This is a genomic window from Aurantiacibacter sp. KMU-128, assembly GCF_056933515.1.
Genome location: NZ_JBXORT010000001.1, coordinates 1,818,014 through 1,841,925, shown reverse-complemented (window position 1 = coordinate 1,841,925; position 23,912 = coordinate 1,818,014). Strand labels below are relative to the sequence as shown.

Below are 23,912 nucleotides of genomic sequence, written 5' to 3'. Positions count from 1 at the left end.
AAAAGGAGGGGACCGATGGTCGAGGAAACACCGCCTGATCCGGGCGAAACCACGAATGCCAATGAAACCGCCTATTGGCGGGAAAATGTCCGCTTGCTCATCACCCTGATGGTGGTGTGGTTTGCGGTGTCTTTCGGAGCAGGTATCCTGTTTCGCGAGTGGCTGGATCAATTCATGCTCGGCGGATACCCGCTGGGATTCTGGTTCGCGCAGCAAGGCTCGATCTACGCCTTCATGCTGCTGATCGTCATCTATGTCGTCAAAATGCGTTCGCTCGAACGCAAATACGACCTTGACGATTGAAGGAGGGGATCATGTCGACACAGGTTCTCATTTACATCTTCGTCGGGCTTAGCTTCGCGCTTTATATCGGCATTGCCATCTGGTCGCGGGCAGGTTCCACCAAGGAATTCTACGTTGCCGGCGGCGGGGTTAGCCCGGTCGTGAACGGTATGGCGACGGCAGCGGACTGGATGTCTGCGGCCAGCTTTATCTCGATGGCGGGTCTTATCGCCTTCCTTGGTTACGACGCATCGGTTTACCTGATGGGCTGGACCGGCGGCTATGTGCTGCTGGCGCTGCTGCTGGCGCCCTATCTGCGGAAATTCGGCCAGTTCACCGTGCCCGATTTCATCGGCACGCGCTATTACTCCAAGACTGCGCGAGTGGTGGCGGTGATCTGTCTGATTTTCATCAGCTTCACCTATATCGCCGGGCAGATGCGCGGCGTCGGGATCGTGTTTTCGCGCTTCCTCGATGTCGACATCACGATGGGCGTTATCCTCGGCATGGGCATCGTCTTCATCTATGCCGTGCTCGGCGGAATGAAGGGCATCACCTACACGCAGGTGGCGCAATATTGTGTGCTCATCACGGCTTACATGGTGCCGGCCTTCTTCCTCAGCTTCATGATCACCGGCAATCCGATCCCGCAGCTGGGACTGGGTTCGCAGGTGAATGACGGGTCGGGCCTGTATGTTCTGCAAAAGATGGACATGGTGCTGACCGATCTGGGCTTCAGTGCCTACACCGATGGCAGCAAATCGATGATCGATGTGTTCTGCATCACCATGGCGCTGATGGTTGGCACGGCGGGTCTGCCGCACGTGATCGTGCGCTTCTTCACCGTGCCCAAGGCTTCGGACGCGCGCAAATCGGCTGGCTGGGCGCTTCTCTTCATCGCTCTGCTCTACACCACGGCTCCGGCGGTGGGTGCATTTGCCCGCCTCAACTTCATCGATACGGTGAACGAGACCGCCTATGCCGAAGCGCCCGAATGGTTCACCAATTGGGAACGCAACGATCTGATTGCCTTCCAGGACAAGAATGGCGACGGGGTCATGCAATTGCGTTCGGGCAACGCCTTCGAAGGTGCTCCGACCTTTGTCGAGGGAACCGGGCCTTCGGGTGAGCGTCTGGTGAGCAATGCGCCCGTCGCGGACAGCGAGAACGAGGTATATGTCGACCGCGACATCATGGTGCTGGCCAATCCCGAAATCGGCAATCTGCCGGGCTGGGTGATTGCGCTGGTGGCGGCGGGCGGCCTTGCCGCGGCGCTCTCCACCGCGGCAGGCTTGCTGCTGGTGATTTCGAGCTCGGTCAGCCACGATCTGCTCAAATCGACCTTCCGTCCGGATATTTCGGAGAAGGGAGAGCTGCTCGCGGCACGGTTGGCGGCGACAGCGGCGATTGTCGTGGCAGGCTATCTGGGCATCTATCCGCCCGGATGGGTGGCCGAAGTGGTCGCCTTTGCCTTCGGCTTGGCCGCAGCCAGCCTGTTCCCGGTGATCTTCATGGGCATCTTCACGAAGTTCATGAACCGCGAAGGCGCGATTGCCGGGATGGTCAGCGGACTGGTGTTCACCTTCGCCTACATCTTCTACTTCAAGCTGTGGAACCCGGCGATGAACGTGGCGGATAACTGGCTGCTGGGCATCTCGCCCGAAGGCATCGGCGTGATCGGGATGCTGATCAACTTCGGTGTCGCTGTGAGCGTCGCGAAAATGACTGCTGGGACTCCGCTCGAAGTGCGCCGTCTGGTCGACTCGATCCGCGTGCCTCGCGGTGCGGGCGAGGCGCACGCGCACTGAACGCAAGAAGATCGGGTCGCAAGGAGGGGCGGCGCCATTGGCGTCGCCCTTTCTTTTTTGCCAGCACCCGATCTTTGCGCTAGCTTTCCCGCACAAGGGGAGAGGTCCGGCGTATGCTTTTTGCAATCGCCATTATCGCCAGCGCGATCTATCTTGGCGCGCTGTTCTGGATCGCCGCGCGGGCAGACCGCGACGGGGAACAATTCTCGCCGCGCCGCCGCAGCTGGATCTACGGGCTATCGCTGGCGGTGTATTGCACCAGCTGGACATTTTTTGGCGGGGTTGGAACTGCGGCCACTTCCGGCATGCAATATCTGCCGATCTACCTCGGGCCGATCCTGCTGTTCACGCTAGGCTACGGGCTGATGGGCCGCATTCTGGTGCAGGCGAAGGCGCAGCATTCGACTTCGATCGCCGACTTTCTCTCCGCCCGCTACGGCAAGAGCGCTGCCATTGCGGCGCTAGTCACGATCATCGCCAGTGTGGGTTCGCTGCCTTACATGGCGTTGCAATTGCAATCGGTGGGCGCGTCGCTCGTCGCGCTTGACGCATCGCTGCCGCAGAGCCTGGCGATGGAAGAAATCGTGCTGGTGGTGGCGATGGCGATGGCATTGTTCGCGATCCTGTTCGGATCGCGCCGGGCGGACCAGGCGGGTGACAATTCGGGTCTGGTGCTGACCATCGCTATTGAGGCGGTGGTGAAGCTGTTTGCACTTATCGCGCTGGCGGTGGCGGCCATGGTGACGCTCGCCGACATCGAAGCACCGCCGGTTGCGAGCGTCTTCAACGAAAGCCAGCTCGACCTGCGCTTTCTGGTGCTGACACTGCTCGCCGCCTGTGCTGCGCTGTGCCTGCCGCGCCAGTTCCACATGACCTTTGTCGAAGCGCCCGATGACCGGACGGACGCGTCGAAACAATGGATATTCCCTGCCTATCTGGTGCTCACGTCGCTAGTGATCGTGCCGATTGTGCTGGCTGGACTGGCGGTGCTGCCAGAGGAAACGCCGCGCGATTCCATCGTGATGGCGCTGCCGCTGGCGATGGGGAATGATGCGCTGGCGCTGGTGATGTTTATTGGCGGACTCTCCGCTTCGACCGGCATGATCATGGTTGCCAGCGTTGCGCTTTCGACGATGATTACCAACGATCTGCTCGCTCCGGTCATTTTCCGACGGGCCCTGAGCGGGCAGGGCGACCGGACGCGGCTCGCCAGCCGTTTGCTACTGGTGCGCCGCATTGTTATCGGCGCGTTACTCACGCTGTCCTATCTGGTCTACCGCCAGTTTGGTGCGAGCGAGAGCCTTGCAGGGCTGGGCATCCTTGCGTTCGCGGCGGCCGCGCAATTTGCGCCGGGTCTGGTGCTCGGCGTGCTCACACGTCATGGGAACCGTATCGGAATGCTAAGCGGGCTCGCCACCGGGTTCGGCCTGTGGCTGGTGTTGCTCGCCATCCCCGCTGCCACCGGCGCATCGCCGCCGATGCAGATGCACGAAGACACGCTGGTGTCCGGCGTAATCCTCAGCCTTGGCGCAAATGTGTTGATTTACTGGCTGGCATCGGGCCTGTTCGTCCCTTCCTTGCTCGATGCAGCACAGGCTGCTGCTTTCGTTGGCCGCGCGTCGTCAGGCGAGGTTATGGCTTACACCACGCGCAAGCGCATTGCGGATATTCGCCTGCTGTTGGCGCAAGTGGTGGGCAAGGATCGCGCCAACGCCGCGCTCGCCGCGCTGCCGGGCAATTACCGCGACGGCGATCAGGCGGATGAGGCGGTCATGGCGATGGCCGAGCGCACGATTGCGGGCGTCGTCGGTTCGTCCTCTTCGCGGCTGCTCGTCGGATCATGGTCGGGCGGCGAACCGGTGCCGCTCGCCGATGTGGTCGCGATGTTCGATGAAACGAGCAAGCGCCTCGCCTTCAGCGCCGATCTGTTGCAGCTTGCCATCGAGAATATCGACCAGGGCGTGGCGGTGGTCGATGCCGATATGAACCTCGTCGCGTGGAACAGCCGCTACACCGCCATGTTCGGCCTGCCCGACGCGCTGGTGACGGTAGGCACACCGATAGCGCAACTCATCCGCTGGAACCTGATGCGCAGCGATGTACCGCGCAAAGAAGTGGAGCGGCAGGTCGAACGGCGGCTGGAACATATGCGCGCGGGCACGCAGCACCGGATGGAGCGCGAGCAGCCCGATGGCACGATCATGCGGATCATCGGCAATCCTGCACCCGGTGGCGGATATGTGACCTCCTATCTCGATATCACCGCAGATCGCCGCGCCGAACAGGCGCTGGAAGAGAAGGTCGCCGAACGCACCAAGCAATTGAGCGAGGCCAATGCGGCGCTTGAACGTGCGACGCGTTCGAAGACGCGCTTCCTCGCGGCGGCCAGTCACGATCTTATCCAGCCGCTCAATGCCGCGCGGCTGTTCGCCTCGGCATTGGACGAGGAATTCGAGGCTTCACATCCGGCGCGCAAGCTGGTGCGCGATCTGGATGGCTCGATCAGCTCGGCGGACCGGCTGATCCGCGCGCTGCTCGATATCTCGAAGCTCGATGGCGGCGGGATAGAAGCCAAGCTGGAGAGGGTCGCGCTCAACGACCTGCTTGAAGAAACAGTGCGCCAGTTCGAAGTGCAGGCGCGGGCCAAGGGGCTGCGGTTGCGCCATGTGCCGACGCGGGCGGTGATCCAGACCGACCGCGCGCTGATGGGCAGCGTGTTGCGCAATCTCGTCAGCAATGCCGTGCGCTATACCGAAAAGGGCGGCGTGCTGATCGGCGTGCGGCGGCATCAAGGCGGCATCAGGCTGGGTGTCTACGACACCGGACGCGGAATTGCCGAAGACGATGTGCAGCGCATTTTCGACGAATTCCAGCGCGGCAAGTCGACCGACAGCGAAGGGTTGGGGCTGGGGCTGGCGATTGTCCGGCGGATCACGGCTCTGCTCGACGTTCATGTCGAAACTCGCTCGGTCGTGGGACAGGGCAGCTGTTTCTCGCTGCATTTGGAGCCGGTGGAATGGAGCACAGGCCAGACTTCCAAGCGCACCGGCCATCGCAGTACCGAACTGGGCGCGGCGCGGGTGCTGGTGGTGGACAATGATGCAGCAGCGCGCGAGGGCGCGCGGGCCTTGCTCGAACGCTGGAAGCTCGAAGTTGTCGATGCGGCGGACGAAATGTCAGCGCGGCTCGCCACGCCCGACGCGCCTGATCTGGTGTTGATGGACTATCAGCTCGATGATGGTGCGCGCGGTGATGCGGTGTACGAGGCGTTGTGCGCGCATTGGGGGGAACGCCCGCCCGTCATCCTGCACACAGCCGAAGCAGGCAGCGAAACCGAGGAGGCCGCGCGGTCGATTGGCGCGCACCGCCTGCTCAAACCAGCGGCCCCCGCCAGCCTGCGCTCACTACTGGCGAGCCTGATTGCGAGGCGTGCCTCGGGCGAGGATAAGGAAAGCGATCAGTCGGGCGATGTACTGGCCGAAGGCTGATCGACATCCAGCTTGGCCGACAGCATTGCCGCCTGCGTGCGGCTGATAACCCCCAGCTTGCGGAAAATCGCGGTGATATGGGCTTTCACCGTCGCTTCGCTGATATCGAGTTCATAGGCGATTTGCTTGTTCAGCAGGCCTTCCCGCATCCTGTCGAGGATGCGCCGCTGTGCCGGGGTGAGCGAGGCGATCTTGGCCAAGTCCTCGTCTGGCTCCGCCTCGGCATCGGGGAACCATTGGTCACCGTCGCGCACCGCGACGAGCGCCTCGCGCATTTCCTGCAAGCTCGCTGATTTGGGGATGAAGGCCGACGCGCCAAGCTGCGCCGCGGCAGCATAGACCCGCGGCTCCTCGCTCGCTGAAACGATCACGATGGGCAGGGCAGGAAAGTCCTGCCGGAAATCCATCAGTGCGCTCAGCCCTTGCGAGTCCTCCATATGCAGATCGAGTAGCAGGCAATCCGCCGGATGCTCTAATGCCGCACGCGCGGCGGCTGCGCTGGAGGCTTCGACCGTATCCGCATCGGGCCAGGCGGCAGCGACCGCGTGGCCCAGTGCAGTGCGGAAGAGCGGGTGATCGTCGGCGATGATGATACGGGCGGGCATCGGCTCAGCGGTTCTGCCGTCCGTCGATCAACCGCTCGACCAGCGAGGGATCGGCCAGTGTGGAGGTATCCCCCAGCGAGCCGTAGTCATTCTCCGCGATCTTGCGCAGGATCCGGCGCATGATCTTGCCCGAACGCGTTTTGGGCAGGCCATCGGTAAATTGCAGATGGTCTGGCGTGGCAATCGGACCGATTTCCTTGCGCACGTGCTGGCGCAGTTCGGCGTAGAGTTCGTCCGATGCTTCCGCGCCTTCCATCAGCGTGACGTAGCAGTAAATGCCCTGTCCCTTGATGTCGTGCGGATAGCCGACCACTGCGGCCTCTGCGACGGTATCGTGCAGCACCAGCGCGCTCTCGACTTCGGCGGTGCCCATGCGGTGGCCGGAGACGTTGATCACATCATCCACGCGGCCGGTGATGCGGTAATATCCGTCCTCATCGCGCTTGCAGCCGTCACCAGTGAAATAGAGGCCCTTGAAAGTGCTGAAATAGGCCTCGTTAAAGCGGTCGTGATCGCCATAGACGGTGCGTGCCTGACCCGGCCAGCTATGGCTGATGCAGAGATTGCCCTCGGTCGCACCCTCAAGCGTATTGCCTTCATTATCGACCAGCAGCAATTGCACTCCGAAGAATGGCAAGCCTGCGCTGCCCGGCTTCATGTCATGCGCATAGGGGAAGGTCGTCAGCATCTGGCCGCCCGTCTCGGTCTGCCACCAAGTATCGACAATCGGCAGCCGGCCCTTGCCGACGGTTTCGTGATACCAGCGCCATGCTTCGGGATTGATTGGTTCACCCACCGTGCCCAGCATCCGCAGGCTAGAGAGATCATGGCTGTTCACCCAGTCATCGCCTTCGCGCATCAGCGCACGGATGGCGGTGGGGGCGGTGTAGAATATGTTGACCTGATGCTTGTCGATCACGTCCCAGAAGCGGCCGTGATCGGGATAGTTGGGCACGCCTTCGAAAATCAGGCTGGTGCCACCATTGATGAGCGGGCCGTAGGTGACATAGCTGTGCCCGGTCACCCAGCCGATATCGGCGCTGCACCAGAAGACTTCGCCCGGCTGGTAATCGAACGTGTAGTGGAACGTCGTCGCCACCCACACGCCGTAACCGCCGGTGGTGTGCAGCACGCCCTTGGGCTTGCCGGTGGAACCGGAGGTGTAGAGGATGAAGAGCGGGTCTTCCGCGCCCATCACTTCGCACGGACAATTCGCATCGCTCTTTACGTCGTCGAACCAGTGGTCGCGGCCCTCGACCATCGCAATATCGCCGCCAGTGTGCTTGATGACGAGAACGCCATCGACGCTGACGTTATGATCCGCCAGCGCGGCATCGACATTGGCTTTCAACGGCACACGCTTGGTGCCACGAAGGCCTTCATCGGCTGTCACAACAAAGCGGCTCTCGCACGCTTCGATACGGCCGGCCAGCGCTTCGGGCGAGAAACCGCCGAACACCACCGAGTGGATCGCGCCAAGCCGTGCGCAGGCAAGCATGGCCACCGCGCCTTCGACGATCATCGGCATATAGAGCGTAACGCGGTCGCCCTTTTTGACGCCCATGGCTTTCAGCGCATTGGCCATCTGCACCACTTCGGTGTGTAGCTGGGAATAGGTCAGACTGCGCGACGGGCTCGCCGGATCGTCGGGCTCGAAAATGAAAGCGGTCGCATCGCCGCGTTCGGCCAGATGGCGGTCCACCGCGTTGTAACAGAGGTTGAGCGAGCCATCGGCGTACCAGCTGATCTGCGGCGGATCGAACGTCCACTCGCCCGCTTTGGTGGGGAAGCTCTCCCAATCGAGCCGCTTTGCCTGATCGAGCCAGAAACCATCCGGGTCCGAGATCGAGCGCGCGTAAAGCGCGTCATATTGCTCAGCCGTGCAATGCGTTTCGTGCGGGGCAGAAGGGCGGGCTACGCGGTCGCTCATGTTCAGGTCCTCCAAAACTTTTTCCGCTTTGTATTCCTCCTATCAAGCGGGGGCAGCAAGACAAAGGTCGTAAGACGATGGGCTAATTGCACGGTGGCCGATGCGCGCGCCATTCCTGAGGTCACAAAAAACACCTTGGGAGGGAAAAATGTTGGCAAAACTGTCATTGCGCGCGGTCGCATTGGGGCTGCTGGCGTCGAGCGCGCTGGTGCCGACCGCAGCGGCGGCGCAGGAACTCAGCGTCGAGCAACGGCTCGACCGGTTGGAAGGCATGATGGCGCAGCTGCTCGGGCGGCTGGATGCGCAAGATGCCATGAATGAAGAGCAGCAGGCTGAAATCGCCGCGACTGCCGAAATGGTGATGGCGGAAGCGCAGGCCATGCGGAACCAGCAGGCCGAACTCTCGGCGCAGGTCGGCAATGTCGTCGAAGCGCAGGAACAGGACGGGTTCGAAATCGGCAATACCCGCTTCACCATTGGCGGCTATGTTAAGCTCGATGCGCTGACGATGCGCACCAGCGGCGGGCAGTATGCCGATGGCGACATTACCCGCGATTTCCTGCTTCCCGGCACCATTCCTGTCGGCGGGCAGGCGTCAGGCTGGGATACCGACTTCTCCGCCCGGCAAACCCGCGTGATCTTGCAAACTGCCAGCGACGTGGGCACCGGAACGCCGGTCAACACGCTGGTGGAAGTCGATTTCATGGTGACCGCGGGTGGCGACGAGCGGGTCTCCAACAGCTACACGCCGCGCATCCGCCAGGCCTATATCAGCTATGGCGACTGGTTGTTCGGACAGACCTGGTCGACCTTCCAGAATGTCGGCGCACTGCCCGAATCGATGGATTTCATCGGCACCACGCCCGGCACGGTGTTCGATCGCCAGCCGATGATCCGCTATTCTTCGGGCGGGTTCCAGATTGCTGCCGAACAGCCCGAAACAACCGTGACAACGCGCACGGGAGGCCGCGTACTGCCGGGCGATGACACCATCCCCGATCTGGTGGCCCGCTACAATTTCGGTGGCGATTGGGGGTCGGTCTCGGCAGCAGGTATTTTCCGCAGTCTGAACATCGCCGACGACGATTTCGGCACCGGCGCGGATTCGGCGATCGGTTACGGTGTAAGCCTTGCCGGCCGGTTGAACATCGGCGAACGCGATGACTTGCGCTTCATGGCTACGGCAGGTGACGGCATCGGGCGCTATATCGGCGTGAATATCGTCAACGATGCGGCGCTTGATCTGACCGGGGATCTCGATCCGATTTTCACCTATTCGGGCTTTGCCGCGTTCCGCCATTTCTGGACGCCGCAAATCCGTTCTACCGTCGCAGCATCCTACTTCCGCGCTGACAATCCGGTGCTGTTGACCGGCAACCAGACGACCGACGAAAGCTGGAACGCGCTCGCCAATATCGTGTGGTCACCGTTCAACCGCTTCGATGTCGGGCTGGAATATATGTATGCCGAACGCGCGCTGGAAGACGGGCGCTCGGGCAATCTCCAAAAGGTGCAGGTCTCCACACGCTTCAGCTTCTGAAGCTGCTCTCCCCTGAGCAAACACTGCACCTTCCCCGACGGCGGGGGGCACGGCAACCGGGACCTGCAAGACCCAGCCGCGCCCCCGCCGTTTTCATTTGTGCAATAGCGACAAAGTTTTCTGCGCAGAGCGGGAACCAAGGACCGCCTCGAAAGTCCAAGCTAGAGGTTCGCGAGCGACCACAGTCGTTCGCCCATGGTTGCAATTCGTTCGATCGAACGATAGCCAAGCGAAATGCGCGAACGACTCATCAGTGTGGCGATCCAGCAATTTGGCGAGCATGGCTTTGACGGGGCCAGCACGCGCGATATCGCTTCGGCTGCTGACACCACGATGAGCAACATCACCTATCATTTCGGCGGCAAGGACGGGCTATACCGCGCTGCTGCCGAGGCGATTGTGATGCGTTTCCGGGAAGTGGCAGGGGCAGCGCAGGCCAATGCGCCGCAGGAAGATCCGGTCGGCGCGATCTGCACGGTCTTGCGCGCGATTGGCAGTTTCATGCTGGGCGACGAAGCCGCGCCCGCCGCGTGTTTCGTCTCGCGCGAGCAGCAAAACCCCGCATCCCCCATGCGCGAATTCTTCATGCGTGACTTCCACCCGCTGAGCCATTCACACGCGGGGAACATCCGCGCGCTTCACCCCGATTTGACCGAGCAGCAGGCGGTCGCAACCTTCTTCTACCTCGTCTCAATGGCAATCTCGCTGCGCAGCTCAAGATTGTCACTTTGCGCGGTTATGGAGGTTGATGACGTCGACGAGCCGCTGAAAGAGCTGTTGCTCGACCGGCTCGAAGCTATTGCCCGCACGGTGCTGGAGGCGAAATCATGATCCGCAAGCGCATTCTTGCCGCTACCGCCTCGCTCGCTGCGCTGTCCGGCTGCATCTCGCTCGCACCAGAACCCGAGGTGCCGGTGGTGGCGGCAGAATTGCCCGAGCAATTCCTTTATGTCGAGAACGCGGGTGAATACCGCCCCGAAGCCTGGTGGACGGCGTTTGAGGACCCGGTGCTTGATACGTTGATGGCGCGCGCGCTTGAAAGCAATCTCGACATTGCCGAAGCGGCGGCGCGGGTGGAGCAGGCGAGCGCGCAGGCGCGGCTGGCCCGTTCGGCGCTGCTTCCCACCGTCGTTTTCAACCGCGACACCACATCGAGCAGCACGCCGATTGCCGGAAGCCCTTTTGGCGGAATCGCGGGCGGTGCTGGCCCCGACCGGATCGAGAATGACACCTTCTCCTTCGGCCTTGGCGCTGCCTATGAGCTCGATCTTTTTGGCCGTGCGCGCAATGATCTCGCCGCAACCCGCGCCGATGCGCTGGCGGTGGAGCAGAACTTCCGGTCGGTGCAACTGGCCGTCGCGGCCGAGACGATCTCCGCCTACTTCGACGTGGTTGATACAAGGCGGCAGATCGAGCTGACCGTGGCGACGCTGGATGTGCTGCAAGACCGCGCCGCGCGCACGCAGGAACGTTTTGCCCGAGGGCTGGCGCAAAGTTTCGAGCTCTACCAGATCGAGCAGGAATTGCGCGCGGCGCAGTCGGCCTTGCCGCAGCTGGAAAGCGCGCTGTCTGCGCATGAAGGGCGGCTGGCTATTCTGCTTGGCACCTATCGCCCCGAGGTGGAAAGCATCCTTGCCGCACCGCTGACCCCTACGCTGGTATTCGACGCGGTGCCGACAGGCCTACCCTCGGATCTGTTGTACCAGCGCCCCGATGTCGCAGCGGCTTGGGCGCGTCTGGAGGCGGCGCGGCTGCGTATCGGTGCGCGGCGGGCGGAGCGCTATCCGCAACCCAGCCTTGCGGCCTCGCTCGGCTCACAGGGAGGCGGGGTGGGCAGTGCGCTCAACATTTTCGACAATTGGGCCGCCTCCTTCGCGCTCAGCATGGTCGCGCCGATATTCGATGGCGGGCGGATTTCCGCCAATATCGAGGCGGCGCGGGCCGCCTATGCGCAGAACGCGGCGGCCTATACCCGATCTGTCATCACCGCCTTTGCCGAAGTCGATACCGCGCTTTCCGATTATGAAGAGCAGCGCCAGCGTTACCTGCTGATCGCCGCGCAGCTCACAGAGGCGCAGGGTTCGCTCGATTTGCAGCGCCGACGGTTTGCGGCGGGCGTGGGTAGCTACACCGCCTATCTCGACGCGCTGCGCAATGTCTATCAGGTCGAAAGCAGCCTGTCGGGCGCGGCGCGCGCCACGGCTTTGTCGCGCCTCAATGTCCACCGCGCGCTTGGCGGCGATTGGGCACCTGACAGCCAACCCCTCCCGCTCGAAATGCGGCCCCTCACCGAAGGGCCTGCCGGAGAAGAAATGCCATGAGCAAGCAACTGAAATACTCGCTTCTGCTGCTGGTCGGCGCCATTGCGATTGGTGCGCTGATGGTGTGGCTACGGCCCGAGCCCGAGGCGCAGGAGCGCATTGAGGCGGTGCCGCTGGTGGAGACGGCGGCGTTTGAGGCGGCGTCCGGCCCGATCCCCGTTATTGCTTCGGGCACTGTCCAGCCACGCGACGTGGTGGTGATCGGCGCGCAGGTCGGCGGCAGGCTCGCCTATGTCCATCCCCAGTTCCGCGAAGGCGGTGTGGTGCCCGCTGGTGCCACCGTGCTGCGGATCGAACCCACCGATTTCCAGAATCAGGTGCGCATTGCCGAGGCTGATGTTGCTGCGCAGAACGTTGCTGTCCTGCAAGCGCAAGAAGAAGTTGCGATTGCGCAGGAAGAACTCGCGCGGTTTGCCGAGCGCGAGGCGGCGGTGGCGGGATTGTCGAGCATCGACGATAATGATTACGCCGCTCGGATATTGCCCCCTGAGCGGCTGGCGCGCAGCAATACACCCCCAGGCGGTCAACAAGCGGGGAGCAGCGTGCTGGCCAGCCGCGAGCCGCAATTGCGCTCCGCCCGCGCCGCGCGGGATCGGGCTTCGGCAAATCTGGCAGTCGCGCAATTGTCCTTGGCGCGCACCCGTGTTGCCGCGCCATTCCGTGGACTGGTGCAGGAAGAAAGCATCGCGGTCGGCACGCTGGTGCAGCCGGGGCAGGCGCTTGGGACGATTGTCGATACCCGTGTGTTCGAAGTCCGCCTGTCGCTGACAGCCGATGAGGCGGCGCTGATCCCCGGCCTGATGGACGGCAGCGGCGCGCGCATTCCGGCGGATGTATTCTACAATTATGGCGGGCTGACCTATCGCTGGCCTGCGCGGATTGACCGGGCGGATGCCAGCCTCGATCCCGAAACCCGCAATGTCGAGATTTTCCTGCAAGTCCCCGATCCGATGGGCGGCGGGCAATTGGTGGCTGAAGAGGGCGAGGTGGCCTCCGCCAGTCCCGCGCCACCCTTGCTCCTCGGTGCCTTTGTCCGCGCGCAGATCAACGGCGCGGTGATCGACAGCTATGCCGCCATACCGGCACAGGCGCTGCGTCCGGGCAATGAGGTGTGGGTGGTGCGCGACGGCGTGCTGCGCATCCTGCCCGTGCGGGTGATCCAGCGCGACGACGAATTCGCCTATATCAGCACGCCCTCGCTGGCCGAGGGTGGCCGGATCATCACCAGCAGCCTGAACGCGCCTACCGATGGCATGGCCGTGCGCCTGCGCGGGGATGCCGGCTGATGAGCGAGACGGCGCCTCCTGCCAATCCGCCTGAAGAAGGCGGCGCGATCGACCGGTTCGGGAATATTGCCGAGGAACGCGCGCGCGATCGCGGCGGCGTTATCGCCTTCATGGCGAAGAACGGCGTAGCGGCGAACCTTCTACTGATCTTCATGGTGGTCGCGGGGATCGTTGCTTATAGCTCTATACCGCAGGAAGTCTTCGCCGAGAGCAGCCTCGATACCATTTCGGTAAGCGTCGATTATCCGGGTGCGACGCCCGAAGAGATCGAGGAATCGATTGTCCAGCGGGTTGAAGAGGCGGTCAGCGCGATCGAAGGCGTAAAGGAAATCACCTCCACCGCGCAAGAAGGCCGCGGCACCGTCAATGTAGAGCTGCAACTGGGCACCGATATGTCTGACGCGCTGGACGAGGTGAAGTCCGAAGTCGACCAGATCCAGACCTTCCCCGCCGAGGCGGAAGAGCCCAATGTCCGCGAATTGACGACGCGCCAGATCGTCATGCGCATCGCGCTGTATGGCGACGTTTCCGAGCGTTCGCTCAAGGAAAGCGCCTATGCGCTGGAAGATGCCATCGCCGGGCTCGACGAGGTCAGCTATGTCGAAACCAGCGCGATCCGCGATTACCAGATCATCGCCGATATCCCGCAAGACCAGCTGCGCGCGCTCAACCTGTCGCTGACCGATGTGGCGCGCATTGTCGGCGCGAGCAGTCTCGACAGTCCGGCCGGTTCGATCGATACCGCGCAGGAAGAGGTGCGCGTGCGTACCGTAGGGCAGAATTACAACCAGCAGGATTTTGAGGATATCGTGCTGCTGAGCGCAGGTGATGGCGCGATCCTGCGGCTGGGCGATGTGGCCACGGTGAAAGATGCGTTCGAGGATTCGGACGTTGTTACCACCTTCAACGATGCGCCGATGGCTTTTGTCGATGTTTATCGTACCAGTGACGAGCGGGTGCTGGACGTGGCCGATGCAGTCAAGACGCTGCTGGCAGAAGAGCACGACCTCCCCGAAGGCTTGTCTTACGCCATCTGGGACGATCAGTCGCTGCTGCTGGAAGACCGGCTTTCGCTGCTGATCGACAATGCCATTATCGGCCTGATCCTCGTGCTGACGGCGCTGACCCTGTTTCTTGATCTGCGGCTCGCATTCTGGACGGCGGTGGGGATTGGAGCCACCTTTATCGGGGCGATTGCCATCCTCCAGCTTGCCGGTTCGAGCATCAATATGTTCTCGCTGTTCGGCTTTATCCTGGCGTTGGGTCTGGTCGTGGACGACGCGGTGGTGGTGGGCGAGAATGTCTATGCCGAGCGCGAACGCGGACGAAGCGGGTTGGGGGCGGCGATTGCCGGGGCGCAGCGTGTGCGCTTGCCGGTGATTTTCGCGGTGCTGACCACGATCACCGCCTTCGCGCCGCTTTGGGCTGTGGGCGGCACGATCGGCAAAATCCTTGCCGATATCCCGCTAGTTGTGGTTGCCGTGCTCACGCTCTCACTGGTCGAGGCGATGCTTGTATTGCCGAACCACTTGTCCGATCTCCCCGCCGCCGGGACGCAAGCGAAGAACGCCGTCACGCGATTTTTCGAGCGGGTGCAGAATGCGGTGGATGTGCGGCTGAAAGCCTTTATCAACGGCCCGCTCGACCGCGCCCTGCGGTTCAGCGTGAAAATGCCGTTCCTTGTCCTGTCCGGCGCAGTGGCGCTGCTGATCGTCTTTTTCGCAATGATCCCGGGAGGGATCATCAAGGCATCTTTCTTCCCCGACATCGAAGCCGACCGCGTTACCGCGCGGCTGGAAATGCCTGCGGGCACCACCATTCAACGCACGGCGGAGGTGGTCGAACGGATCGAGGCGGCGGGCGACCGCGCGCTTGCGCGCTTCTACGATGGCGAGCCTACCGAAGCGCCGTTCCTCGAAGGCATATTCACCTCGGTCGGGCTGCAACAGCAGCAGGGCGGGCCGGACGGGTTGCGTTCGACTTTTAGTCCGGCACTGGCCGATGTCGAGATCGGTCTGGTCTCCTCCACCGAGCGCGACCTGTCCGCGGCCGAACTGGAAGAGGCATGGCGCGAGGAACTGGGCGAAGTGCCCGAAGCGCGTTCGCTGACCATCGAATCCTCGCTGCTCAATGTCGGCGATCCGGTGAATGTGCATATCTCGCATCCTGACAACGCCGTCCTACAAGAAGCGAGCGAACGCATCATTGGCGAGTTGCAGACGATCTCGGGTGTGTTCGCGGTTGAAAGCGATCAGGATGCAGGGATGCGCGAGATCGAGCTACAACTAAAGCCCGAAGCGCGTACTCTGGGTGTGACGTTGCAAGACGTGGCGGCGCAGGTGCGCGCAGCCTTCTTCGGGGCCGAGGCGGTGCGTGTGCAGCGCGGGCGGGAGGATGTGCGCGTCTATATCCGCCTGCCCGAAAGCGAGCGCGACTCCATCGCCGATATCGAACGCTTCCGCGTGCGTGTTCCGGGTGGCTTTACCTCGGTTGGCGCGATTGCCGATGCGAGCTTTACCGAAGCGCCATCGGTCATCCGCCGCGAGGAAGGGCGGCGCATTGTGACGATCACCGGCGATGTCGATGACGATGTCATCACCAGCCAAGAAGCGAGTTTGGTGCTGGAGGAAACGATCTTACCGCCGATCCTCGCCGACTATCCCGGTATGCGCTATTCGATTGGCGGAGAGCAGGAGGAACAGCAGGAGAGTTTCGGCGATCTGGGGGCGGCTTTCGGCATCGCCTTGATCGTGATCTATGCACTGCTGGCGATCCCGTTCAAATCCTATACCCAGCCGCTCGTCATCATGGCGGCGATCCCCTTCGGTCTCCTCGGTGCGCTGATCGGGCACCTGTTGCTGGGCATTCCGCTGGGCATTCTCTCGATGTTCGGGATCGTCGCGCTATCGGGCGTTATCATCAACGGATCGCTGGTGCTGATCGACTTCCTCAACGAGAATATCGAGCGCGGAATGCCGCCCGAAGAGGCGATGGTCGATGCGGCGAAGACCCGCTTCCGCCCGATCATGCTGACGGCGGTCACGACCTTCCTTGGCGTCGCGCCGATCACGTTTGAAACGAGCGTCCAGGCGCAGTTCCTTATCCCGATGTCCGCCAGCCTCGGCTTTGGCGTGCTGTTCGGCACGGCGCTGCTGATGCTGGTGATCCCCAGCCTCGCAATCATCCATATGCGGGCAAAGAAGCGCGTGGCCGGGTGGATGGGGCGCGACGACCCCTATCCCGACCTTGCGCTGACCTACTGACCGCCGCTGGAAAGCAGGCGGAAACCCCAAGCGGGGAGGGTGACGGTGTCGCCCTCTGCCAGTGTGACCGCTTCGCCCGTGCGGAATTCGGTGTAGTTGCCCGCTGCCAACCCGTCCGACAGCGTCGCTTCCACCGGCTGCGCGGAGAAGTTGAACAGGCCGACGACCTTGTTCCCCTCCTGCTCGCGCACCCATGCGAACAGCTGTTCCGGTGCGGAGTTGACCACCTGCGCCATGCGCGCGCCCCAACGGCCATTGTCGAGCGCCGGATTGGCGGTGCGGAAAGCGATCAGGTCGGTCAGCAGCTGGCCGTAAGCGCAGTCTTCGCCTTGGCTCCAGTCGATCGGATCACGCTCGAAAAATTCGAGCCGCTTGGCGTTGCACGCTTCCTGACCATTGTGAATCAGCGCAAGCCCTTCACCGGTGAAGCTGAGCGCAGTCATCGCTTCCAGCGCGTCACCGTAATTCTCGTAAATCGTGCCTTCCCACGCGTTGCTGTCGTGGTTTTCGATATAGGTCATGCGCATCGCTTCGCGCGGCCACAGGCTCTCATTCTCCGCATAATAGCCGAAGAAGCTGGTGGCATTGCCACGCCCCTGCGCGACGTTTTTCGACGTGTTGTGCCAGTCCCACGCATAGGTCGCGTCGAAAGCGGCGCGGTGGTGCGTCACCTGCTGCACTTCGCCGAGCATGAAGACGGGACGGATGGCGTCGAGCCGCGCGCGCATCACTTCCCAGAAGTCCACCGGCACATATCCCGCGACATCGGCGCGGTAACCGTCGACGCTGAATTCGCGCACCCAATATTCCATCGCGCCGCCCACGTGTTCGCGCACGCCGGGCTGCGACCAGTCGAGGTCTATAATGTCCGACCAGTCCCACCACGGGGTCGGACGGAAATCGCCGTCCCAGGTCTTTTCGTACCAGTCGGGATGTTCGGTGGCGAGTTCGTTGTCCCAAGCCGTATGATTGGCGACGAGATCGAGGATCACGTGGAAGCCCTGCTCATGCGCGGCATCGACGAAGCTGCGGAAATCCTCCTCGGTGCCGAATTCGGGGTTCACCGCATAATAATCCTGCACCGAATAGGGGCTGCCGAGCGTGCCCTTGCGGTTTTCCTCGCCAATCGGGTGGATCGGCATCAGCCAGAGGATATCGACACCCATTTCGGCAAGCCGCGGAAGCTGCTCCTCGGCTGCGGCAAACGTGCCTTCCTTGGTGAAATGGCGGGTGTTGATCTGATAGAGGACCGCATCGCGGCTCCATTCCGGATTTTCGATCTGCACAAAGGGGCGCGGCGTCCACGGATCATTCGCGGCGGCTTCGGCAACCGCCGGATCGCTGGCGGGCTCTTCCGGGCCGCTGTTCATGGCGTAGGCGCCGCCTGCGATGAGCGCAGTGGCGGCGGCGGTGGCAAGCAGTTTACGCATGAAGTGTCTCCTTAGGCGGTTTCGCCGGGCACGCGCACACGCAGCATGGCGAAGGCGGCAATGGCCCAGCTGGCGGCGGCGAACAGCATCGTCCAGACCGGCTCACCGGGGAAGAAGGCGAGCATGACGCTGCCCATCACGGTCGCGACCAGCAGTTGCGGGATCACGATAAAGACGTTGAACAGGCCCATATATATGCCGAGCTTTTTCTGCGGCAGGCTGCTTGCCAAGATGGCGTAGGGCATGGCGAGAATGCTGGCCCAGGCGATGCCTTTGAGCACTTCGCAAATGATCAGCAGCTTTGGATCACGCAGCACGAAGAAGCCAAGGAAACCCAGCGCGCCGAGCAGCAAGCAGGTCATGTGTGTACGTGCCTTGCCGAGCCTGCGGGCGAGGGCGGGCAACACCAGCAATGCGGCCACTGCCGCGACGCCGTTCTGCACCGTGTAAATCAGGTTCCACCAGTTCGCGCCTTCGTTATAGGCGGCGGTGGTCGGATCGGCGCTGCCGAAGAAATATTGCGAGACGATGGGGCCGGAATAAATCCACATGATGAAGAGCGCCGACCAGCTGAAAAATTGCACGACGGCCAACCGCTTCATCGTGTCGGGCATACCCGAAAAGTCGCCGACAATACTGGCGAGCATATTGGCGGATTTGCCTTGTTTGGCCATCGAAATGCCGATGGCGGAGAGCACGCCATAGGTCGCCAGCAGCCCGCCGAGCAGGTAAATCTCTTTTTGCAGCCCTAGCGGGTTGACCGACAGAGCGACGGCAATACCGGCCACGATCCAGATCAGCGGCGCGGTGTAGCTTTTGGCGGCCAGTGCGCTGACCGTTTCGCCCAGTTCGACTTCACGTTCGGCTTCGAACGCCGCCATCTGTTCAGGCGAATATTCCTTTGTAGTGAACACCGTCCACATGATCGCGCTGAACAGGGCGATGCCGCCCGCCCAGAAGCTCCAGCGCACGGTGTCGGGGATTTGTCCGTCCGGCGCGACATTGCTGACGCCGAACTGGTCGAGCAGCCAGGGGAAAATCGCTGCGGCCACCGCGCCCGCGCCGATAAAGGCGGTTTGCACCGCATAGCCGGTGGCGTGCTGCGATTTGTCGAGCATGTCGCCCACGAAGGCGCGGAACGGCTCCATCGAGATATTCAGGCTTGCATCGAGAATCCACAGCAACGCTGCGGCAAAGATCAGCGGCGCAGCAAAGGTTGGCGCGAGTGGCATCAGGAAAAGAGCAATTGCAGCGAGCAGCGCGCCGGTGACGAAATAGGGGCGGCGGCGGCCGAAGCTGTTCCAGGTCTTGTCCGACAAATGGCCGACAATCGGCTGCACGATCAGTCCGGTAAGCGGCGCGGCCACCCACAGGGCGGGAAGCTCTTCCATACTGGCGCCCAGCGTCTGGAAGATGCGGCTCATATTGCCGTTTTGCAGCACGAAGCCAATCTGGATGCCGAAAAAGCCGAAGCTCATATTGGCGAGCTTGCCCCAGCCCATATGCGGCTTGCGCGCGGATGTTGTAACGGGCGCAGTGCCCCCGACTATTGCCATGAAATGTCCCTCTACCCGTCAATTCCGGTGCGGACAGTCTTTGCGCTGTCTCGCTTAGGGCAACAGGGCTGGCACGTTTATCCGGTGCCGACAATACGCATACGAATACGTCAGCAGCGATTATGTCATGAGATGGGGTGCGGCGCGGGCGCGCGTGGTGCAGCGGGCGCTGCGGGCGCAAGTGGCGCGGTGCTGGCGCGTTCGATCAGGCGGGCGGGCAGGCGGTTATCGGGCTTCTCGCGCCCTTCGACTTGCGCGATGAGCGTTTCGACCAGCCGCTCGCCCGCGCCCTTGATGTCCTGCATCACGGTGGTGAGCGGCGGGTTGGTGAGGCTGGCGGCGGGGATATCGTCAAACCCGATCACCGCCACATCTCCCGGCACACTGCGTCCGGCCTCTGCCAGTGCGCGCAAAGCGCCGATGGCGATGAGATCGCTCGCCGCAAAAATTGCATCGAAATCCGCGCCGGTATCGATCAGCAGCCGCGCGGCGGCATAGCCTGCCTCTTCGGTGGTGATGGCATCGAATTGCAGATCGGGATCGGGCTCGAGCCCGGCTTGCAGCATGGCGGCGTAGAGCCCCTGATAGCGGCTTTCGAATTCGGGATAATGTTCGTCCGCATGGCCGAGAAAGGCGATGCGCTTGCGCCCGCGCGCGATCAGATGCTCGCCCGCCAGCTTGCCTGCGCCAAAATTGTCTGATCCCACAGTGGTGCCGTTGAGGTCGCTCGATACCGAGCCCCAGCGGGCAAAATGTGTCCCTTGTTCCTCCAGTTGTTCCAGCCGCTGTTTGTAGAGCGTGAAATCGCCATAGCCGAGCAGGATCAGCCCGTCGGCGCGGTGGCTGTCTTGGTACTGCGTGTGCCAGTCATCCTCCATCCGCTGGAAGGAAATCAGCAGATCCAGCCCGCGATTGGCACACGCGCGGGTGATCGAGCCCAGCATGGCGAGGAAGAACGGATTGATCATGCTCTCGTCGGGCGTCGGGTCCTCGAAGAATAGCAGGGCAATTGTGTTCGACCGCTGCGAGCGCAGCGAAGACGCGTTCTTATCGACGGTGTAATTGAGATCGCGGGCAATCGCCTTGATCTTCTCGCGCGTCGCCTCGCTCACCGATTTGTCCCCGCGCAGCGCACGGCTTACGGTGGGTTGCGAGACCCCTGCCGCATAAGCGATATCGAAACTGGTCGGTCGACCGGTTGGCGGACGGCCCATGGAACCTCCTGCGGGTGACTTCTCCCAATTCACCCGGCGAAGCATGAGCCTAGGCCGCCTGAGACCCTTTTGCAAATACGCCCGTAGGGCGAGGGCGCAAAAGTCCGAGAAAACGATAGAAATGCTGCGGTGCAGCGCGAGAATACCTGTTGTGACAATCGCGCCACAATCGCTGCCTGCTCATAGTCTGCGTATACGTATGCTGTCTTCCGCAAGCGCCCCGTTCGCTTGATACGGCGATCACAAGCACGGCGGAAATCTCATTTCGACCGTGCGTGTTTTGGACGAGGACTTTGCCGGGAAGGGCCGATCTATCGGTCTGCCGGCGCTTGATCGGGGACAGATATGAACTTCCGCAATACCCTTCGCATTGGTGCCAGCACGACTGCCTTCGCAATCGCCGCCGTGGCCCTTCCCGGCGTTGCCATGGCGCAGCAGACCGATCCCGAAACCACGGCTGAGGCTGATCCCGAAGACGATGAGATGATCATCGTCACCGGCTTCCGCGCAGCGCTCGATTCGGCTGTTGGCGAAAAGCGCGACACCGATCTGATCGTCGAATCGGTGACGGCGGAAGACATCGGACGTCTGCCCGACGCCTCGATCGGTGAATCGATTGCCCGCCTGCCGGGTGTGACCTCGCAGCGCCTGAATGGCCGCGCCAACGTCATCTCGATCCGTGGTTTTGGCCCAGACTTCTCGCAGACCACGCTGAACGGCCGCGAGCAGACTTCGACCAGTGACAGCCGCGCTGTTGAGTTCGACCAGTATCCTTCCGAAATCGTCAGCCGCGTCAATGTGTTCAAATCGCCCTCGGCGAGCATGATCGGACAGGGTCTGGTTGGCACGATCGACATCCAGACGATCCGCCCGCTCGAAGTGTCGGAGCAGATCCTCGCTGTCGGCGTTCGCGGTTCGTATGCCGATCTCGGCGCGCTCAACGCGGGTTCGGACGAATTCGGCTACCGCGCCAACGCCACCTATGTTGACCAGTTCGCCGATGACCGTATCGGCCTCGCGCTGGCAGTGGCCTACACCAACGAGCCGTACCAGCTGCAGGAATTCAACGCCTGGGGTTACGCTGGGGCCGGCACGCCTGCCAGCCCGTTCGTGATCGGCGGCAACAAGAGCTTCGTCACCTCGACCAGCCTTGAGCGCATCGGCTTCAACGGCACCTTCCAGGCCGAGCTTTCGCCCGAACTGATGCTGACCGTCGACGGGTTCTATTCGAACTTCAACGACGAAAGCATCAAGCGCGGCATCGAACTGCCGCTCGGCTTCGGCGCGTTCGGCACCACGTTCAATCCGGCCACGGCGACGATCATTGACACGCCGACCGGCTCGTTCGCTTCGGCGGGCACGTTCAACAACGTCGAAGGCGTTGTTCGCAACGACATTTTCCAGCGCGAAGCTGACCTCTATTCGGGCGGCATCAATCTGGCGTGGGAAGGCAATAACGGCTGGAGCGCTTTCGTTGACTTCGGTTATTCGCGCACCGACCGCAACGAGCTGAGCCTCGAAAGCTATTCGGGCACGGGTTACAATGCCGGCGTTGGCGCAACCGATTCCATCGGCTTCACTTCGGGTCCGAACGGCACCAGCTTCTCGCCGAGCCTCAACTACTCCGACCCGAACCTGATCGTGCTGACCGACCCGCTGGGTTGGGGTGGCAGCCGCGTGCAGGCCGGTTATTACAACAACCGCATCATCGAAGACGAGCTGTTCCAGTATCGCGTTGGTATTTCGCGCGAACTCGGCGGCTTCTTCTCGGCAATCAATGTCGGCGCCGGTTACACCGACCGCACCAAAACGCTGACGCCGGATGAATTCTTCATCACCCCGCCGACCGGTGTGACCGAAGTTGACATCCCCACCAGCGCCCTGCTCGAACCGACCGATCTCGGCTATCTCGGCCTCGGCCCGATTGTCAGCTATGACGCGCGCCAGTTGATTGAAGATGGTGTTTTGATCCTGACGCCCAACACTTCGAACGATATTCCGGCCAAGGCCTACAATATCAGCGAAGAACTGCTGACCGGCTTTGTACAGCTCGATATCGATCAGGATCTGCCCAATGGCGTGCTGACCGGGAACATCGGCGTGCAGGCGATCCGGACCGACCAGAACTCGACCGGTATCGCCTTTGCTGCCGGCCAGCAGGTCAATATCTCGCTGGGCGACGAATATTGGGATGTGCTGCCGAGCATGAACCTCGCCTTCCGCTTCGACAGCGACTGGGTTGTGCGTCTCTCGGCCTCGCGCCAGATCCAGCGTGCGCGGCTTGACGCGATGCGTTCGGCTATCGGTTACGGCATCAACAACAACGTGCAGGACAGCCCGACCGGCCTCGCGCCGTTCATCAGCGGTGGCGGCGGCAACCCGCTGCTGCGTCCGTATCGTGCGAACGCAATGGACTTCAATATCGAGCGCTACTTCGCTGGCGGCTCGGGCGTGATCGCTGCGCAGTTCTTCTACAAGGACATCGTCAGCTATATCGACGGTTCGCGCACGGTGTTCGACTACAGCGCCTTCCCGCTGCCTGCGGGTCAGGCTCCGGCCACACTGATCGGTACGCTCGATTCGGAAGTGAACACCGGCGGTGGTGACTTCTTCGGCGGTGAAGTGTCGCTGACGCTGCCCTTCGACATCTTCACCGATGCGCTGGAAGGCTTCGGCTTCACCGGTGGTGCGGGCTACACCGAAACCCGTATCGAGAACGCCAATGGCGATATCGATGTGATCCCGGGCTATTCGGAATGGGTTGCCAACGGCACGGTGTATTACGATCTCGGTGGCTTCAACGCCCGTACGAGCGTGCGTTACCGCAGCGGCTTCCTGGGCGACTTCACCGGCTTCGGTGGTTCGCCGACCCGCCGTCTGGCCCGTTCGGAGACGATCGTCGACGCGCAGATCGGCTATACCTTCGAAGGCGGTTCGCTCGATGGCCTGTCGGTCTTCCTCAACGGATCGAACCTGACCAACGCGCCCTTCGTGGCGCAGGCCAATGCCGAGAACGAGTTCCTCGTGCTCGACTATCAGGAATATGGCCGCCGCTTCCAGGTCGGCGCCACCTTCCGCTTCTAAGGGTCGCACTCCGGCGGGGAGCGTTTCTCCCCGCGACCCGCCGGTTCCTTGTCCCCACGCGCTGTGGCACCATGGCGCGTGGGTGACATGAGGCGCGATGACGAG

General features: G+C 62.3%; 14 protein-coding genes. 9 read left to right on the top strand and 5 right to left on the bottom strand.

Annotated elements, in window-relative coordinates:
* Positions 1 to 15: 15 nt before the first annotated feature.
* The 3 genes from ACS0VV_RS09140 (at position 16) to ACS0VV_RS09130 (ending at position 5,578) form a co-directional block, all read left to right on the top strand.
* Positions 16 to 303: a DUF4212 domain-containing protein gene (locus tag ACS0VV_RS09140; protein ID WP_483532402.1), complete on the top strand. Its 288-nt coding sequence runs from the start codon at positions 16 to 18 to the stop codon at positions 301 to 303.
* 11 nt (positions 304 to 314) lie between these two features.
* Positions 315 to 2,090: a sodium:solute symporter family protein gene (locus ACS0VV_RS09135; protein ID WP_483532401.1), complete on the top strand. Its 1,776-nt coding sequence runs from the start codon at positions 315 to 317 to the stop codon at positions 2,088 to 2,090.
* A gap of 113 nt (positions 2,091 to 2,203) precedes the next feature.
* A complete protein-coding gene (locus ACS0VV_RS09130) occupies positions 2,204 to 5,578 on the top strand; it encodes a hybrid sensor histidine kinase/response regulator (RefSeq protein ID WP_483532400.1) in 3,375 nt (1,124 codons plus the stop codon).
* Here ACS0VV_RS09130 and ACS0VV_RS09125 read toward each other — a convergent pair.
* The gene (locus tag ACS0VV_RS09125) at positions 5,548 to 6,183 is read right to left on the bottom strand and encodes a response regulator (protein ID WP_483532399.1); all 636 of its coding nucleotides are present in this window, start codon (positions 6,181 to 6,183) and stop codon (positions 5,548 to 5,550) included. The genes ACS0VV_RS09130 and ACS0VV_RS09125 overlap by 31 nt on opposite strands.
* Before the next feature lie 4 nt (positions 6,184 to 6,187).
* Positions 6,188 to 8,113: an acetate--CoA ligase gene (gene acs / locus ACS0VV_RS09120; protein WP_483532398.1), complete on the bottom strand. Its 1,926-nt coding sequence runs from the start codon at positions 8,111 to 8,113 to the stop codon at positions 6,188 to 6,190.
* Between the two features lie 148 nt (positions 8,114 to 8,261).
* Here acs and ACS0VV_RS09115 point away from each other — a divergent pair, with 148 nt between their 5' ends.
* The 5 genes from ACS0VV_RS09115 (at position 8,262) to ACS0VV_RS09095 (ending at position 16,523) form a co-directional block, all read left to right on the top strand.
* Entirely contained in the window at positions 8,262 to 9,653 is a 1,392-nt protein-coding gene (locus ACS0VV_RS09115) for a DcaP family trimeric outer membrane transporter (protein WP_483532397.1), read from the top strand.
* 234 nt (positions 9,654 to 9,887) lie between these two features.
* The gene (locus tag ACS0VV_RS09110) at positions 9,888 to 10,484 is read left to right on the top strand and encodes a TetR family transcriptional regulator (RefSeq protein WP_483532396.1); all 597 of its coding nucleotides are present in this window, start codon (positions 9,888 to 9,890) and stop codon (positions 10,482 to 10,484) included.
* Complete coding sequence (locus ACS0VV_RS09105; RefSeq protein WP_483532395.1) at positions 10,481 to 11,974, top strand: TolC family protein; 1,494 nt, start codon at positions 10,481 to 10,483, stop codon at positions 11,972 to 11,974. Before ACS0VV_RS09110 ends, ACS0VV_RS09105 begins: the two co-directional genes overlap by 4 nt.
* Positions 11,971 to 13,260 carry an efflux RND transporter periplasmic adaptor subunit gene (locus tag ACS0VV_RS09100; RefSeq protein WP_483532394.1) on the top strand — a complete coding sequence of 430 codons (1,290 nt, stop codon included), beginning with the start codon at positions 11,971 to 11,973 and terminating at the stop codon, positions 13,258 to 13,260. Before ACS0VV_RS09105 ends, ACS0VV_RS09100 begins: the two co-directional genes overlap by 4 nt.
* On the top strand, positions 13,260 to 16,523 hold the full coding sequence (locus ACS0VV_RS09095; protein WP_483532393.1) for an efflux RND transporter permease subunit: 3,264 nt from the start codon (positions 13,260 to 13,262) through the stop codon (positions 16,521 to 16,523). Before ACS0VV_RS09100 ends, ACS0VV_RS09095 begins: the two co-directional genes overlap by 1 nt.
* On the opposite strand, the gene ACS0VV_RS09090 is transcribed toward ACS0VV_RS09095, so the two are convergent.
* The 3 genes from ACS0VV_RS09090 to ACS0VV_RS09080 form a co-directional block, all read right to left on the bottom strand.
* Positions 16,517 to 17,953 carry an alpha-amylase family glycosyl hydrolase gene (locus tag ACS0VV_RS09090; RefSeq protein ID WP_483532392.1) on the bottom strand — a complete coding sequence of 479 codons (1,437 nt, stop codon included), beginning with the start codon at positions 17,951 to 17,953 and terminating at the stop codon, positions 16,517 to 16,519. The genes ACS0VV_RS09095 and ACS0VV_RS09090 overlap by 7 nt on opposite strands.
* 11 nt (positions 17,954 to 17,964) lie before the next feature.
* A complete protein-coding gene (locus ACS0VV_RS09085) occupies positions 17,965 to 19,509 on the bottom strand; it encodes an MFS transporter (protein WP_483532391.1) in 1,545 nt (514 codons plus the stop codon).
* A 125-nt stretch (positions 19,510 to 19,634) separates the two neighbouring features.
* A complete protein-coding gene (locus ACS0VV_RS09080) occupies positions 19,635 to 20,723 on the bottom strand; it encodes a LacI family DNA-binding transcriptional regulator (protein ID WP_483532390.1) in 1,089 nt (362 codons plus the stop codon).
* A gap of 345 nt (positions 20,724 to 21,068) precedes the next feature.
* On the opposite strand from ACS0VV_RS09080, the gene ACS0VV_RS09075 reads away from it, so the two are divergent.
* Complete coding sequence (locus ACS0VV_RS09075) at positions 21,069 to 23,807, top strand: TonB-dependent receptor (protein WP_483532389.1); 2,739 nt, start codon at positions 21,069 to 21,071, stop codon at positions 23,805 to 23,807.
* The last annotated feature ends 105 nt before the right edge of the window (positions 23,808 to 23,912 follow it).

Coding starts and splice junctions, on each gene's coding strand:
- acs (WP_483532398.1), bottom strand. CDS start 8,113: ATGAGCGACCGCGTAGCCCGCCCTTCTGCCCCGCACGAAACGCATTGC.
- ACS0VV_RS09105 (WP_483532395.1), top strand. CDS start 10,481: ATGATCCGCAAGCGCATTCTTGCCGCTACCGCCTCGCTCGCTGCGCTG.
- ACS0VV_RS09090 (WP_483532392.1), bottom strand. CDS start 17,953: ATGCGTAAACTGCTTGCCACCGCCGCCGCCACTGCGCTCATCGCAGGC.
- ACS0VV_RS09085 (WP_483532391.1), bottom strand. CDS start 19,509: ATGGCAATAGTCGGGGGCACTGCGCCCGTTACAACATCCGCGCGCAAG.
- ACS0VV_RS09130 (WP_483532400.1), top strand. CDS start 2,204: ATGCTTTTTGCAATCGCCATTATCGCCAGCGCGATCTATCTTGGCGCG.
- ACS0VV_RS09115 (WP_483532397.1), top strand. CDS start 8,262: ATGTTGGCAAAACTGTCATTGCGCGCGGTCGCATTGGGGCTGCTGGCG.
- ACS0VV_RS09100 (WP_483532394.1), top strand. CDS start 11,971: ATGAGCAAGCAACTGAAATACTCGCTTCTGCTGCTGGTCGGCGCCATT.
- ACS0VV_RS09080 (WP_483532390.1), bottom strand. CDS start 20,723: ATGGGCCGTCCGCCAACCGGTCGACCGACCAGTTTCGATATCGCTTAT.
- ACS0VV_RS09125 (WP_483532399.1), bottom strand. CDS start 6,183: ATGCCCGCCCGTATCATCATCGCCGACGATCACCCGCTCTTCCGCACT.
- ACS0VV_RS09140 (WP_483532402.1), top strand. CDS start 16: ATGGTCGAGGAAACACCGCCTGATCCGGGCGAAACCACGAATGCCAAT.
- ACS0VV_RS09135 (WP_483532401.1), top strand. CDS start 315: ATGTCGACACAGGTTCTCATTTACATCTTCGTCGGGCTTAGCTTCGCG.
- ACS0VV_RS09095 (WP_483532393.1), top strand. CDS start 13,260: ATGAGCGAGACGGCGCCTCCTGCCAATCCGCCTGAAGAAGGCGGCGCG.
- ACS0VV_RS09075 (WP_483532389.1), top strand. CDS start 21,069: ATGAACTTCCGCAATACCCTTCGCATTGGTGCCAGCACGACTGCCTTC.
- ACS0VV_RS09110 (WP_483532396.1), top strand. CDS start 9,888: ATGCGCGAACGACTCATCAGTGTGGCGATCCAGCAATTTGGCGAGCAT.